The sequence below is a fragment of the Gemmatimonadaceae bacterium genome, assembly GCA_030647905.1.
In the GTDB taxonomy this organism is placed as follows: Bacteria; Gemmatimonadota; Gemmatimonadetes; order Gemmatimonadales; family Gemmatimonadaceae; genus UBA4720.
In genome coordinates, this window is record JAUSJA010000011.1 from 47,444 (window position 1) to 62,021 (window position 14,578).

11 protein-coding genes are annotated in these 14,578 nt (G+C 63.5%); all 11 read right to left on the minus strand.

Annotated features, from left to right (window positions below):
- Positions 1-3: 3 nt before the first annotated feature.
- The 11 genes from Q7S20_02175 to Q7S20_02225 all read right to left on the minus strand — a co-directional run bounded on the left by Q7S20_02175 (position 4) and on the right by Q7S20_02225 (position 13,459).
- Positions 4-1,692, minus strand: a complete 1,689-nt coding sequence (locus Q7S20_02175; protein ID MDO8500626.1) for a hypothetical protein — start codon at positions 1,690-1,692, stop codon at positions 4-6.
- Positions 1,692-2,198 (minus strand): hypothetical protein, encoded by a 507-nt coding sequence (locus tag Q7S20_02180; protein MDO8500627.1) that lies wholly within the window; start codon positions 2,196-2,198, stop codon positions 1,692-1,694. The genes Q7S20_02175 and Q7S20_02180 overlap by 1 nt, the downstream gene beginning before the upstream one ends.
- Positions 2,195-2,788, minus strand: coding sequence for a hypothetical protein (locus tag Q7S20_02185; protein ID MDO8500628.1), 594 nt, complete (start codon positions 2,786-2,788; stop codon positions 2,195-2,197). Before Q7S20_02185 ends, Q7S20_02180 begins: the two co-directional genes overlap by 4 nt.
- Entirely contained in the window at positions 2,785-4,266 is a 1,482-nt protein-coding gene (locus tag Q7S20_02190; GenBank protein MDO8500629.1) for a hypothetical protein, read from the minus strand. The genes Q7S20_02185 and Q7S20_02190 overlap by 4 nt, the downstream gene beginning before the upstream one ends.
- Positions 4,263-5,480 carry a type II secretion system F family protein gene (locus tag Q7S20_02195; GenBank protein MDO8500630.1) on the minus strand — a complete coding sequence of 406 codons (1,218 nt, stop codon included), beginning with the start codon at positions 5,478-5,480 and terminating at the stop codon, positions 4,263-4,265. The genes Q7S20_02190 and Q7S20_02195 overlap by 4 nt, the downstream gene beginning before the upstream one ends.
- Positions 5,481-5,493: 13 nt before the next feature.
- Positions 5,494-7,161: a GspE/PulE family protein gene (locus Q7S20_02200; protein MDO8500631.1), complete on the minus strand. Its 1,668-nt coding sequence runs from the start codon at positions 7,159-7,161 to the stop codon at positions 5,494-5,496.
- Between the two features lie 169 nt (positions 7,162-7,330).
- The gene (locus Q7S20_02205; protein MDO8500632.1) at positions 7,331-8,428 is read right to left on the minus strand and encodes a 2-oxo acid dehydrogenase subunit E2; all 1,098 of its coding nucleotides are present in this window, start codon (positions 8,426-8,428) and stop codon (positions 7,331-7,333) included.
- A gap of 57 nt (positions 8,429-8,485) precedes the next feature.
- Positions 8,486-10,579, minus strand: a complete 2,094-nt coding sequence (locus Q7S20_02210) for a transketolase C-terminal domain-containing protein (protein ID MDO8500633.1) — start codon at positions 10,577-10,579, stop codon at positions 8,486-8,488.
- Between the two features lies 1 nt (position 10,580).
- The gene (locus tag Q7S20_02215) at positions 10,581-11,783 is read right to left on the minus strand and encodes a 3-hydroxyacyl-CoA dehydrogenase NAD-binding domain-containing protein (protein MDO8500634.1); all 1,203 of its coding nucleotides are present in this window, start codon (positions 11,781-11,783) and stop codon (positions 10,581-10,583) included.
- Position 11,784: 1 nt separating this feature from the next.
- Positions 11,785-12,573 carry a 2-(1,2-epoxy-1,2-dihydrophenyl)acetyl-CoA isomerase PaaG gene (gene paaG / locus Q7S20_02220; protein ID MDO8500635.1) on the minus strand — a complete coding sequence of 263 codons (789 nt, stop codon included), beginning with the start codon at positions 12,571-12,573 and terminating at the stop codon, positions 11,785-11,787.
- Positions 12,574-12,748: 175 nt separating this feature from the next.
- Positions 12,749-13,459: an Hsp20 family protein gene (locus tag Q7S20_02225; GenBank protein ID MDO8500636.1), complete on the minus strand. Its 711-nt coding sequence runs from the start codon at positions 13,457-13,459 to the stop codon at positions 12,749-12,751.
- Positions 13,460-14,578 lie beyond the last annotated feature (1,119 nt).

Consider the following 14,578-nt stretch of genomic DNA (forward strand, 5'->3'; position numbering starts at 1 on the left):
TGGTTAGGGGCGGGCCCGCGGCTGTCCTACGATAATCGTAGGCGTGAGGAATATCACCAGCTCGTCCTTTTGCACTTTGTTCGACACGCCTCGGAACAGCCAACCGATGCCCGGGATGCTGCCGAGAAGCGGCACGCCGGTCGCTGTCTTGTCGCGCCGGGTTTGCATCAGACCACCGATCACGATGGTCTCGCCATCACGAACGCGGGCCATGGTGTCCGTTTCCCGGTGGCTGGTCACAGGCGCTTCGGCGGAGCTGCCATCCTCGAGCTTGATCGTCGCGATCCGCTCGACGTTGGTGATGCTCGGCAAGATGCTGAGTGTGATGCTATTGTCCGCGCCGATCTGCGGCAACACGTTGAGCACGATACCGATCGACACTTGCTGCGGCGTGATCGTCGGGCTGAAGCCGATCGTGCCGCCGTTGGGTCCGATGATTGGCGTTCGCGTCACGTTGAAGAATACTTCATCCGTAGTGACGTTGAACACCGCGCGCTCGTTGTTGAGCGTGGCGACTCTGGGGCTCGAGAGCACGCTAACGTCGCCTTGCGTTTCGAGGGCGCGGAGAACGGTCAGGATTTGCGAGGCGCCGCCGCCGATCGTCAGCTGGATGCCTCCGCCACCGAGCGGGGCGTTGTTGATCTTCACCCCGAGTTTGCCTGATTTGCTCAAGGCGGTCCAGTCAATGCCGAACTGTGACTCCTTGCTGAGCGTGACCTGAACGATCTTCGCCTCGATGAGGACCTGGCGTTGGATCGAGCCTTCGAATGCCGAGATGAACGTCGCAACTTCGGCGAGCTTCGCCGGGGGCGCGGTCACCAGGATGGTGCCAGCGCCCGGATTGATGATGAGCCGTCGTCCATCGGACGTCGTCTTGCTCAGGGCTCCTCCCCGCGACAGACCCGCCGAGAGTGGTTGTCCAACTGGCGCGGGGGAGCCGGCCGCGATACCCCCTTCGCCGCCGGTGCGCGTAGCGTCAAAGACGAGACCATCGAGGGAAACCTTGAGCTCTTCCCAAACGTCGGAGACGGCATATGTGGCGATAAAGTCCGAGCCACCCGAGCTCCCAATAATCCCGAAGGGGTTCGCAGTCTGATTGCCGCCTCCGCTCAACCGGCGCTGAATCGACGTGTTTGTCGAGCCAACTCGCTGCAAGGCGACGTAATCGAGAGAGAACATCCGGGTCTGCAGTCTCGCCGCGCCGACCTGAAGCACTCCGCCTTCGATGCTGTAGCTGTAGCCCTGTGGCAGCACGATGGCGTCGAGGGCCTGCTCCAGCGTCACGCCCTGCAGCCGCGTGTTGACCGAGCCACGCACATGGGGGTCAATCTGATAGTTGAGCCCAAAGCTCGTCGCGAGACCCCGCAGCACGACAGGCAGCTCTTTCCCCACGACATCCAGAAGCTGGATACGCCTCACGGGTTCATCGGCATCGCTGATCTGCGCGATCATAAGGCCGGGCAGATAAGCCGAGGCGTGCGCGGTATCGCGAGGCGCCCCGGCTTTCGGGTCCGACTTGACCGGCTCGACATAGACACGCGTGCGATAGTCGGTGCCCGGATCAGGCTCGGCCGCCGTCACGGGAACGGCGGAGTGACCAGATGCGCAACCTGTCGCCCCAAGCGCGATCGCGATAGTCGAGAGGATGAAAGCGCGTGAAGCGCCTGCGGCGTTTTTTCGGAGCGGTTTCACTATTGACTCCCGGACTGGACACGTAGCTCGCGGCGAGCGCCGCCTGACTCCAGCAGAATGACGCGATCTGGTTCGATTGCGACCACGGTGGCGCCGCCACCGACCGCCGCGCCTACACTGACAAGTGAATCATTGACGACGGCAACTCGTCGCGATTCGGTGATCATGATGGCACTCACGACCCATCGCATAACCGGCACGCCCGCGGGCCGCGGCCGGTCCAGCGCCGGCATTCTGGGAGACGGCCGGCCAGCCTGAGCCAGGGCACTGAGCGAATCCGCCAAAGCGATCCCGTCGAGCGGGCGCGCGACAAACCGCGGTTGCACCGGCTGACGCGTAAGATACTGACTCAGCAGCTCCAGCTCAGCCACCTGATTCGGCGAAGGCGATTGCGCGCCTCCCGCGATAGCCGGCGCGAAGAGTCCCCGGGCCATCGCCGTCCCGAGGATCACCGCCGCGATGACCCCGCGGACCAGAAGAAAGCGGGCGTTCCTTGTATCCGTCATTGGCCGTTCGCTGGCTCATAGATGTCGAGCGTGACCGTGCCCCGGAGGCCGGTGCCTTCACGCTTGAACTGCACGCCAGTGACGAGCACCGCCGCCGGGAGGTTTCCGATAAAGGCTCTGGTGGCGGCAAAATCGCCTCGAAACCTGACCGATATCCGATAGGGGGCCAGGACGAATGCATGCGGGCCGGCAGCGTCCGGGAGCGGTGCAGCGGTGGCGGAGTCTGGCGGCTCGAAAGCAACGCGCACATCGGTGAATCCCGGCCGCTCGGCCTGGCCGGCGATCTCGCGCGCCAGGGTGAGCCGATCGTCGCGCCGACTGCCAAGCTGCCGCGTCTCCGACGACATCTGGCGCCAAGCGGCCAATTCCTCGCTGGCGGCCGGCTGGAATGTCGCGGCCCAATTGCCGAGCGTCGCAGCCGCGCGATCGAGCCGAGCCTCTTCGGCGCGCATGACTGTCTTCTGGCGGCCCGCTTTCACAACGATCCAGCCCGCACCAACAAGCACGAGGACCGTCAAGGAGAGCAACTGGACCCAGAACAGATGCTTGCGAAGATAGGCCGTCGGCGCGGCGAGCGAGATGGTCTTCACTGGAGCGCCGTACTCGGGTTGAATGCGAAGGTGATGTGAAACCGGAGCGCGGTGCTCCCACCTGCCTGCGCGGAGATATCAACCAATTCAACCAACTGGCGGTCAACGAGCGCAATCGTCGCGGGGAGCGTGCGATAGAATCGGTCGACCCCGAAGAGGGCACTCGCCGTGCTGGATCCCGTGCTCACGGCCACCACATCCGCCGTCCAGCCGGCTCCGTTCCGAGTGAGCTTCATCTCCTCGAGCTGAACATCAGACCGGGTCGTGGCCGCGATTGCGGCCAATACGCGCCGGAGCCCGGCGCGGTCGGCGGTGCGGCTGTCGAGATATGCTGCTTCTCGAACGTAGTCGCGCCGGGCCTCGGCGACGGCCCGCATGCTGGAATATTGCGGCGCCACGTGTTGGACCTGCGCTGCGCTGGTGGCGACGCGGGCGGAGAGCTGTTTCAGAGACCAGACGCTGGAGACAGCCCATAAAATCGCGAGAGCGACCAGTACGTCGGCGCCGAGCATGAGGATCCGCTTCTTCACGCGCCGCTCGCGGGCCGCTGGAGATTCCGCGAGCGGCGACAGATTGATGAGCGACGGTCCCTCAGCGTCACGGACGGCGCCGAGCGCAATCAACAGTTCCGGAGCGTTCACCTCGGTGCCGAATGCACGCACATCGATCCCGAGTTTCTCCGCGAGCGACGCCATGAGCGCCGGGTGGCGCGTGGGATCCGCCGACACGAGCACGCGTCCCATCTCGGCGCCCCGAAAAGTCTGCCGGAGATAGAGACGGCCGCGCTCCAACTGCTCCAGAACGGTCTCCAGCTCCTCTTCCGGCGTTGTGTCGAGGCTCAACGGCGGCTCGACCACGAACCGCAGCTCCGCATCCTGGAAGAAACCGATCAAAGGTCCGTCGGGAAGCATGAGAACCACGCCGGTCGGCTCGGAAGCGTCGTCAATCTCCGAGTAGAGCTGTTGAAGCGCCTGCGGGAGCACCGTCAGGTGGTCCAGCGAAATGCCGTGGGCGCGAAGCTCGTCGCTCAGCGCGCGCGCCATCTCGCCAGGCACCGCGCCCACGAGCAGCTCCTGTCGCGGCTGCCCATGCTGGGCCGGCCGCTCACTAATGCGGCGGTCAACGAATCCGCTGCGCGCGAACTCGTACACCGGCTGCTCGAGGTCGGGATACACACGGGCCAGCTCACGACCGACCACGGGCCGCAGCACCTCGTCGTCAGCGGAGGGAAGCGTGACGATGAGGTACTCGGAACCGAATCCCCGAATCGCCATCGCGAGGCGCGCACCTTCCGATCTATCCAGCCGCATCGCGAGCGCAAGGCCGTCTGCCGCATCGGCCGGACTCGCGATTCTGCGCGACACGAAGTGCTGGTCAATGATGTGGACGCCTTCCGGCTCGCGCGCGTACTCGACCAGACAGAGCCCCATAGGGTGCACGAAGGCGCCGAATCGGCGCTGGTTTGGTCTCGATTTCAACGGCGGACACCGATCTCATTGTAGATGCTCAGAATCGGGAGGATCATCGCCAATGCGACCATCAACACGATACCGCCCATCAGCAGGATGAGCGCGGGCTGCAAGGCGGTAATCAGTCGGCGGACAGCTACCGGCACCTCACGCGCATAGTAGACCGCCGCACGGGCGAGGGACTCGTCGAGGCGCCCGGTGGTCTCGCCGAGCGCCACGCTCCGGATCACGACCGGCGAAAACAGCGAGCTCCTGGAAAACGCCGACGCCATGGTATTCCCACCCTCGATGTCCACTCTGACCTGGCCGATCGCTTCCGACAACACGCGGTTCGTGATCAAGCGCTCTACGAGCTCGAGCGCTAAAATCAGATTCACGCCCGAACGGTAGAACAGGCCGAGATAGGTGACCAGGCGCGCCATGTTCACCTGGCGCATGAGCTCCCCGAAGACCGGCAACCTGAGTACGAGGAGGTCGATGGTCCGACCCCCTCGCTCCGTGCGGTGCGCGAATCGGTATGCCGGCAGGATGCCCGCGGCGAAGCCAAAGACCAGGATATAGTAATCGCGCAGGAACTGCGACACCGTCATAACGATCCGTGTGGGGAGGGGCAGCACTGTGGTGCGGCTGAGCAGTACCGGAAGGATTCTCGGGAAGACGAACATGACCAGCACGAGAACGAGGCCACCGACCGCCACGAGAAGGATCAGCGGGTACATCGTCGCTTGCCGCACCTGTCCGGTAATGCCTTGCTGCCAGTCGAGGTACTCTACGAGCTGCGCCAGGACGAAATCGAGCCGGCCGCTTGTTTCGCCCGCCTCGACCGTCACGATGTACAACTCCGGAAACGCCTGCGGGTGCTCGGCCATCGCCTCGGAGAGGCTTTTGCCCTCCTCCGACAGAGCATGTCGCATCTCGACCACAATCTTGCGAAGCTTCCTGGAATCGAGCCGAGTCTCGACATCGGCGAGCGTTGTCAAAATCGGCATTCCCACCTGTACGCTTCCGGCGAGGTACTCCATCAGCGCCATCAATTGCTTGCGCTCGATTTTGCCGTCCGTGAGCGTGGCGGCGGCCTTCGGCCGACTCTTCTGCGCCGCCTCGACGAGAAAGCTGCCGCTGGCTCGAAGCCGCTCCTCGAGCTCGCGCTCGTCGGGAACGGTCATCCAGCCTTCCTCAACAACCCCGGCATTGGTGAGCTTCTTGTACCAGTAGTCCGGCACCGTCAGTCCGGGATCAAATGGAAGTGACGCGCAACAGCTCATCGAGCGCCGTCACACCGGCGCGAACCTTCCTGAGGCCGTCATCGAACAGCGACGGCCTTCCGGAGATCTGGTGGATCTCCTCGGCTGGACGACGGTCGTACACCGCCTTGACGACATCTCCCGTCATCGGCAGCAGCTCGAAGATTCCGATGCGTCCGCGATAGCCGGTCTGCCGGCACAGGCGACAGCCGCGATGTCCATACAACGGCACGTCACCGATGCCGAACCGCTCTCTGACGACCGACGACACTTCGATGACCGTCTTGCAGTCGTTGCATAGCGTACGAATGAGCCGCTGTGAAATCACGAGCAGCACCGAGGAGGTGAGGATGAATGGTTCGGCGCCCATGTCGAGCAGGCGAGGCATCGCGCCGGCGGCGGTATTGGTGTGCAGCGTCGTCAGCACGAGGTGACCGGTCAATGCCGCGCTGAGCGCGATCTGGACGGTCTCGGCGTCGCGCATCTCACCGACCAGGATCGTGTCCGGATCGTGCCGAAGAATGGACCGAAGCCCCGACGCGAACGTCAGGCCGGCTCGGACGTTGATCTGTGACTGCCGAATCTGGGCAAGCTCGTATTCGATAGGATCTTCGAGCGTGATGAGACACCGCTCGTGGTTGTTCAGCTCGATCAGCGCGGAATACAGCGTGGTCGTTTTCCCTGAACCCGTCGGTCCGGTGACCGGAATGAGCCCGTGCGGTCGAAGGAACGCGGCGCGCAACAGCGCCAGATCGTCCGGCTCCATTCCCAGGCGCTCCAGGTTGAGCGCGACCCTGGATCGGTCGAGAATGCGCAAGACGATGTCCTCGCCGTACAGGGTCGGGAATGTCGATACGCGAAGATCGATGTGCGTGCCTTCCGAACGGATCCGTACGCGCCCGTCCTGCGGAAGACGCGTTTCGGCGATGTCGAGACCGGCTAGAATCTTGATACGGCTCGTCAACGGCGCTTGCACGGCCTTGGGGTAGGTGCCCCCGTGCTGCAGCAATCCATCGAGACGGTAGCGGACCTTCATCACCTCTTCCAGGGGCTCGATATGAATGTCCGTTGCGCCGAGGTTCGTGCCCCTCCTGATGATATCATCCGCGAGCTTCGCGGCGGTGGCGCTCTCATCGAATGGCTCCATCGGCCGGCCCGCTGTGATTCCCTGACCGGGGGCCGTAGCGGATCGACTGGCCTCGGCAACCGAGTCCAGAGGACGTTCCCCGGGCGCCGCATACGCGAGCCGCAAGCGCTTGGCGATATCCTCTTTGGGCGCTGCCGCAATCTTTATCGGACCGCCGGCGGCGCGCTCCAACGCAGTGACCGCTTTCATATCGAACGGGTCGGCCATGGCGACGAGGAGTCGACCGTTGTCCTCCTGGAGCGGTACCGCGTTATACCGGCGGGCGACCGGCGCGCTGATAAGAGCGACGGCGCCCGGCGCGGGCATTCTGTCCGCCAGCGGGATGTAAGGGATCCCAGCGTCTTCGCAGAGCGTCTGCATCATGACGTCCGGATGTACATAGCCCAGATTCACGAGCGTTTGGCCGAGCTTCTCGCCGCTGGTGGCGTGCTTCTGTAGCGCGCGGTCCAATTGGTCTGGCGTGATCAGACCGCTCTGTACGAGGCGGTCACCAAGACGCATCTTCACCGCCATGACGACCCCCTCATACGCGCCATCGCGCGCGCCCGACGAACGTCACGAGAGCGCGCCGGAAGAAGGGTGATCGGCATTTGCAGTTATAAGGATGGATTTAATGTCAATGTATGGCTCGGGCATCATTAATGAAAGACTCGGTCGAGCGATCTCTCCCCCGGTCAGCCTCTCATTCATGGGACTCCGGTGCCCGAACGGTTTCCACGGCCTCGACCCACGCCGTCAGAAACTGATTCGCCTGGAAGCCGTCCAGCACGCGATGATCGATCGTCAGGGACACGTAGCACATCGGCCGCACCGTGACTTCGTTTCCCGAGTCACCCGCGGGCTTCGCGCGCCGCTCGAGCTTGCCGACGCCCAGTATCGCGCTCTGCGGCTGGTTGATGATGACGGGCGTCGCAACGAGACTTCCACTCACGCCGTGGTTGGAGATGGTGAATGTCCCGTTCTGCACGTCGCGCGCGTCGAGACGCTCCGACCGCGCTCGCTCGGTGAGATCCTGGAGACGCTCCGCGATCTCCGCCAGGTCGAGATCCTGCGCTCTTGTTATCACGGGGACGATCAGCCCACCGGAGCCGAGCGCTGTCGCGATACCGATGTTGATGTCATCGAAGATCTCGAGAGCATCGTCGTGCCAGCGGCTGTTCACTTCGGGAACGGCCTTCAATGCCTTCACGGCCGCACGCACGAAATACGCGGTGTAGGTGAGCTTCACGCCGCGCGACTCGAAATCCCCCTTTCTCGCCTCGCGATCGGCGATCACCGAGGAAAGATCGGCCTCGAAGACGCTCGTAACGTGCGGCGCTGTGGCAACGCTCTGCACCATGTGCTGAGCGATGCTGCGGCGCATCTGCGTGTGCGGGACCCTTTTCCCGGACCCGCGTGACGCGACGAAATCCATCACGTCCTGGTGCGTGATGCGCCCGCCGCGTCCCGTTCCAGAGATCTGCGACGCGTCGAGATTGTTCTCCCTGAGCAGCTTCCGCACGGCGGGGCTCAGCTCACCCGATCCGACCGCTGCCGCGCCGGTCTCGATGCGTCCCAGCACCTCGCCTGGCTCGACCTGCTCGCCATCGCGCTTCAATATCTCGGCGAGCCTGCCGGTTCCTGGAGCAGCGACCTCCATGTTCACCTTGTCGGTGGCGATCTCGAGCAGCGGCTCGTTCTCGGTGACCTGATCGCCCACAGACTTGAACCACGTGGACACCATCGATTCGGTCCCCTCTGACTGGCCGACAGGTACGGTGACATCTATCAGATTCGGCATACGGGTAACGGGTAACGGGTAGCGGGTAACGGGTAACGGGTAACGGGTAAGGAATCCCTACGCTTCCAGGATTTCAGTCATGCGCACCGCGATTGACGCGACGGTCGGAACCGCCGCGTCCATCAGGCCGAAATTATGCGGAACCGGCACGTCGGGAATCGCCAATCGGTGTATTGGCGCATCGAGATTGAAGAACGCCTCCTGCGCCACCGTCGCCGCCACCTCGGCGCCGAAGCCCGCGGTCATTCCGTCCTCGTGCACGATGAGACAGCGCCGCGTGCGCTCCACCGACTGGAGCACCGTCGCCTTGTCCCACGGCGAGATGGTGCGCAGGTCAATTATCTCGATGGATTCGCCGACGATCTTCGCGGCGAGCTCACATCGCTCGACCATCGCCCCCCACGTCACCACCGTCAGCGCGTCGCCGCTCTGCGTGATCCTCGCCTTGCCGAACGGAAGCACGTAGTCGTCGCCGGGATACGGACGCCGCGCCCACGGGCCGTCGAGCAGATGCCGGTGCTCGAAGAAGATCGTCGGGTTGTTGCTCCTCAGCGCGGCACGCAACAGCCCCACCGCATCCTCGGCGTTCGATGGAAACGCCACCTGCCATCCGATCGCGTGCGCCCACACGACTTCACCCGACACGCTGTGCCACGGATCGCCCACTTTTGCGAATCCGCCAGGCATTCTCACGACGATGGGAGCCGCAAACCGGTTGGCCGTGCGCCACCGGATCGTTCCGCAGTTGTTGAGCTGCTCCATTGCGGGGTCGGCGTATTTCCGGAACTGGATCTCGGCCACGGGCATGAGCCCCGCGATGGCCATGCCCACCGCGCGGCCAATGATCCCCTCTTCGGAAAGACTCGTGTCGAAGACACGCTTGTCGCCGAATGCGTGCTGCAATCCCATCGTCGCCGCGTGAACGCCGCCCTTTGGCCCGATGTCCTCGCCGAAGACGAGCACTCTCGGATTCGTTCGCAGCTCGTGCTCCAGCGTGCGCCGAATAGCCGTGAGCATGTTCATACGCTGCGGCTCCGGCTCCGGCTTGTCAGTCGCGGTGGGAAACTGGTAACCACCCGCGGCGAGCCCGCCGACTAGCTGCACATCGCCCGGCTCGGCGAAGCGGTATCGCGTGATCTTCGACGCGTCGGGCTCGGGCCGCGCGAGAGCACCCTCGAGTGCAGCTGCGACGTCGCGCGACGCTTCCGCCTCGAGATCGCTCCACTCCAAATCCGACATCACTGCCGGCACGAGATAGCTGCGAAGCTTCGGCAGCGGATCGCGCGCCTTCTCGTCGGTGATGCAGTCCTCGGTCTTGTACGCCTGGGTGTCCTGTCCGGAATGTCCGCAGAGGCGCGGAACATCCAGCCGCAGCAATGCCGGTCCGCGACCGTCGCGAACATGGCTCGTGACATCCTCGAACAGCGCGGCCGTCCGCGCCGGATCGGTGCCGTCTCCCTCGCGGATGTACAGATTCCTGAACGACGCCAGGTTCGCCGCGATGTTGCCGCCCGGCGTCTGGAAATCGCCCGGAACGGAGATGCCGTAGCGATTGTCCTCGATGTAGAAGAGGATCGGAAGCTGGAGCGTGGTCGCGATCGTCAGCGCTGACCAGAATCCGTTGGTCGCCACCGACGCTTCGCCGCCGAGCACGACCGCCATCGCGCGATCGTACGAGCGATCACCGAGGACGTCGCGGTGATAGGTGATCGCCTGCGCCCATCCGACCGTCGGCGTGTACTGCGATCCGACGTCGCCGGACATCGGGAGCACAACGGGCCCGTTCCTGTTCGGAAGATTGCAGACCATTCCAATATCGCGGCCGTCGCTGAACCCTCCGGACTTCCTGAGCGGACCGGCGAACGCGTCCTCCAGCGTCAGTCCGAGCGTCAGCAGCAGGGGCCGCGACCGGTAGTACGCACCCGCCGCATCGTGCTGCCCGTCGAGCAGCGACCCGAGAATGACCTGCGCGAGATCGTGTCCCCTTGCCGAGAACTGGTAGACGACCTTCTTCTCAGGCATGAGCCGCGTCTCTTCGGTGTCGTCGAGACCGCGGGATGCGAGGAGGAGATATGCAATCCGCTTCCAGTCGAAGCGGGGATTCACTGCGGTGTCGGTTGGCGAAGCTTCTGAGGCGATCGTGCCGGTCATCTCACTTGCTGAAGAAGGTGAATCCGTCGGCAGCCATCGTCTTGAGAAGCGGGCTTGGGCGGTAGCGTTCCTCACCGTAGAAATCCTGGAGCGCACTGAGCCACTTCACCGTCTCCGGAATTCCGAGCTCGTCGGCCCAGGCAAGCAGGCCCTTGGGATAATTGACGCCCAGCATCATCGCCAGGTCTATGTCGTGCGCCGAAGCGATGCGAAGGTACAGGGTATCGGCGGCCTGGTTGATGAGCATCGAGAGAATGCGGCGGAAAATCATCTCTCCCAGCTCCGTATCGCGCGTCGGCTCGGGCTTCTCCGCGCCGGGGGTGTAATCGTAGTACCCGCGACCGGATTTCTTTCCGAGGAATCCCGCGTCGAACAGCTGCTGCTGCGTGAGCGCCGGCCGGAATCGCGGATCATGGAACATCGCCTCGTACACGCTCTTCGTCGCGGTGAAGTTGATGTCGTTGCCGATGAAATCCATCAGCTCGAACGGGCCCATCCTGAAGCCGCCGATCTCACGCATCGCCCAGTCTATCGTCGCCACGTCGGCGATGCCTTCCTCGTAGATTCGGAGCGCCTCGCCGTAGAACGGGCGGGCGATGCGATTGACGATGAATCCCGGCGTGTCGGACGCGACCACGGTCTTCTTTCCCCACGCGTCCACCAGATGCTGAACGCGGTTCGTCACGTCGGGTAAGGTCGCGAGGCCGGGAACGATCTCCACCAGCGGGAGGACGGTCGGAGGATTGAAGAAATGGACGCCGAGCACGCGTCCGGGGCGAGTGCATGCGCGGGCGATCGCGGTGACGGAGAGCGACGACGTGTTGGTCGCGAGCACCGCATCAGTGGCGACCACGTTTTCGAGCCGTGCGAACAGCTCCCTCTTCGCCCCGAGATCTTCCACGATCGCCTCGATGATGAAGCCCGCCTCGCCGAGGTCGCCGTACGACTCGGCCCCACTCATCTCCCATCCGGCGGTCGTGATACGTGAGCGGATCGCTGCCGCGTCTTCGGTGGTGAGACGCTGCTTCTCTACGCTGCGCGCGAGGTTCTTCTCGATGGCGGCGATGGCACGGTCGAGTGCCGAAGCGTCCTGGTCGAAGAGCAGAACTCTGTGACCGTACGTTGCTGCTACCTGCGCGATGCCGCTTCCCATCGCTCCCGCACCCACAACGCCCACCACCGTCTCACGCGTCAGCTCGGACATTCTATTCTCCCCTGAAGACCGGCGGGCGCTTCTCGCGAAACGCGGCCATCCCTTCGACGAAGTCGTGCGTTCGGCCGGCTTCGCGCTGCAGCTCTTCCTCGACCTCGAGCTGCTCATCGAGCGAATTCCCCAGCGATGCGTTCAGCGCCCGCTTCGTGTAGCCGAGCGCCTTCGTGGGCATCTGTGCCAGCTGCTTCGCGAGCTTCGTCGATTCCACCTCGAGCATTTCGGCGGCGACGACCTTGTAGATCATCCCAATCTCAACGGCGCGCAGTGCGGTGATCTTCTCTCCCAGCATCATCAGCGCGGTCGCCATGGGCAGCCCGATTGCTCGCGGGAGAAAAAAAGTTCCGCCGGTATCGGGCAACAATCCGATCTTCGAGAACGATTGTATGAACGACGCGTTTTCCGACGCGATCACGATGTCGCACGCCATGGCGAGATTGGCGCCCGCGCCGGCGGCAACTCCATTCACGGCGCAGACGACCGGCTTCTCCAGCTTCCGGATCAGCGTGATGAGCGGGTTGTATGTCTGTCTGACGGTCGCGCCGAGGTCCAGCTTCCTTTCACCTTCGACGGGGACGGCTGCGAGGTCCTGCCCCGCGCAGAATCCGCGCCCCGCGCCTGTGATGAGAACCGCGCGAACGGTCCTCTCGCCCCTCGCGACACCAAGCGCCTCGCGGAGCTCCTGGGCCATCTGGAGAGTGAAGCTGTTGAGGACTTCGGGCCGGTTAAGCGTGATCTTCATCACGCCCGAATCGACCTCAACGATGATGAAATGGTAGGCCAAAGGGGACTCCGCGCTGGTGTGCCCAGGGGAATATACCCGCCCCGGCGCAGACCCAGAAAAGCCCGGTACCCGCTTTTCTGGGTCTGACCAGCCAGGTGCGCCTACATCTCAACCGATGCCAAATGCTTTCATCGTAGACGGAGTCCGCATTCCCATCGGCAGCTTCGCTGCTGGATCAGTGGATCTGAACCTGCTTCGCCTTCCGTTCCGGCTGTTTTGGCGCCGGAAGCGTCAACTCCAGCACGCCGTCCTTGAATGCCGCCTCGCACTTATCCGCATTGACGCCTTCCGGAAGCGGAAGTGTCCGATAGAACCGGCCGTAGCTCCGTTCAGTACGGTAGAAGTCGTCCCGCTCCTCCTGATGCTCCTCGGAGCGCTCGCCTGAGATCGTCAACATGCCGTCGTCGATCTCGACTTTCACGTCCTCCTTCCTGAGACCCGGAAGATCGGTGCGGACGACGAGATTGTCGCCGCGACGGAAAGTCTCCACTTGAGGCGTCCACGCGGCTTGCCCGAATGCGGATAAGTCGCGCCAGAAGTCGCGGTCCAGACCTGCGCCGAACGTCGGCGCCAGCGCCAGGCCGGTGCGGTCGAAGCCGAAGTTCTCGAAAAGCTGATCCATGTTCTCGGCCATGCGCCGCATCAGCGGGAACGCACCTGCGATGAATGGGCTCGCGCCCGGTCCGTAGGCCGGTGATGTTGCAGGCCGAGGCGTAACGCCCGTGGCCATGCCAACTTCGCGTCCCGTTTCGATCGCACGCTGACGATCGCCACGCTCGCCGCCAATCTCCGACTTGGCTGTGGTCTGGGACGGTTTGCCGGGTGTTGTGCCCGGACCTTTATTCAAGTTCTCCTGTCGCTGCTGGTTTCCTTTTTCGCGTGCCATTTGAATTCTCCTCTCAAAAAGAACGACGGTCACTCGACGAGAACCGGACGTCAGAGTGATGCTGCGATTGCCGTAGCCAAGAATGATTTTCCGCAACCAGCATGCCGATGCACCCCGTCACGAGTGTGTTGCCGCAGAGATCTTTCAGTCGCGCACCCGCCTCCGACGTCCTCCGGATTCAACTCTTGCCGCCCATGCCGAATCGTCAAGACGGTTACCTGCTTGGCATCGATGCGACAGATGATTCGATACGGTGGATGCGGCAATTGGCGGACCTCCGGACGCGCGAGCTCCGGGACTATTCGCCCGGACTCTGGATACGTGCGCAATTGTGCCGCTCGCGCGAATACCGTCCGCACCCATCGTTCCGCGGCGGTCTGCCGATCGGCGGCAATCACGCGAGCGATCTCTTCGACGCGCACCAGCGCCAAAGGCGACCAGACAATTCGCATCGAGAGAAGCCGTAACCCGAGCGCCAATCAGGCGCTACGCCGCCGCGACCCCGCTGGGCTCCGCAGCCGAGCTCGGACCAGGGCGAGTGCCTTGCCATGCGGGAGGCCTTGCCCCGCCGCGATCTGCGCCTCTGCAGTTCGGACATCCTCGGCCAGTTCTGCGCGCTCGATGAGCGCTTCATACGCCTCAACGGCGAGGAGAATCGCCGCACTCCGGCCATGTTGCGTCAAGACCAGCGGGCGCCTGGTGACCTGAACTTGTTCGACGAATGTCGCCACATTCGCGCGGAACTCGGAAAGTGGGCGAATATCCTGGCTGGGACGACCCTTGCGCATAGCACCTCAATAGACTTGTACGGAATAATGTACAAGTGGTGCCAGACGATGTCCAGCTCGAGTGGCGCCCCAGTGTCGGCGTATAACGCCTTTAGCTAGCTGCGGGCGAATCAAATAAAAGCGAGCGAAGCGAGCATTCAATAAATCGGCCGTCAGAGACTATGTAGGCGTGGCGGCGAATAGAACGGGCCGCCACCATAGAGGCTCCATCACAACTCTCACATTGGGGAGGAGCAATGCCTACGATGACGACCCGTCCCGCGAACACGCTACTGCTCGCGCTCGATCTTGGCAACACAACCTGGAAGCTGGGCTTTCGAGCCGGGGGACC

Excerpts from the sequence above, each read along its gene's own strand:
- Q7S20_02180 (MDO8500627.1), bottom strand. The coding sequence starts at position 2,198 with ATGACGGATACAAGGAACGCCCGCTTTCTTCTGGTCCGCGGGGTCATC.
- Q7S20_02200 (MDO8500631.1), bottom strand. The coding sequence starts at position 7,161 with ATGGCGGTGAAGATGCGTCTTGGTGACCGCCTCGTACAGAGCGGTCTG.
- Q7S20_02205 (MDO8500632.1), bottom strand. The coding sequence starts at position 8,428 with ATGCCGAATCTGATAGATGTCACCGTACCTGTCGGCCAGTCAGAGGGG.
- Q7S20_02210 (MDO8500633.1), bottom strand. The coding sequence starts at position 10,579 with ATGACCGGCACGATCGCCTCAGAAGCTTCGCCAACCGACACCGCAGTG.
- Q7S20_02215 (MDO8500634.1), bottom strand. The coding sequence starts at position 11,783 with ATGTCCGAGCTGACGCGTGAGACGGTGGTGGGCGTTGTGGGTGCGGGA.
- Q7S20_02225 (MDO8500636.1), bottom strand. The coding sequence starts at position 13,459 with ATGGCACGCGAAAAAGGAAACCAGCAGCGACAGGAGAACTTGAATAAA.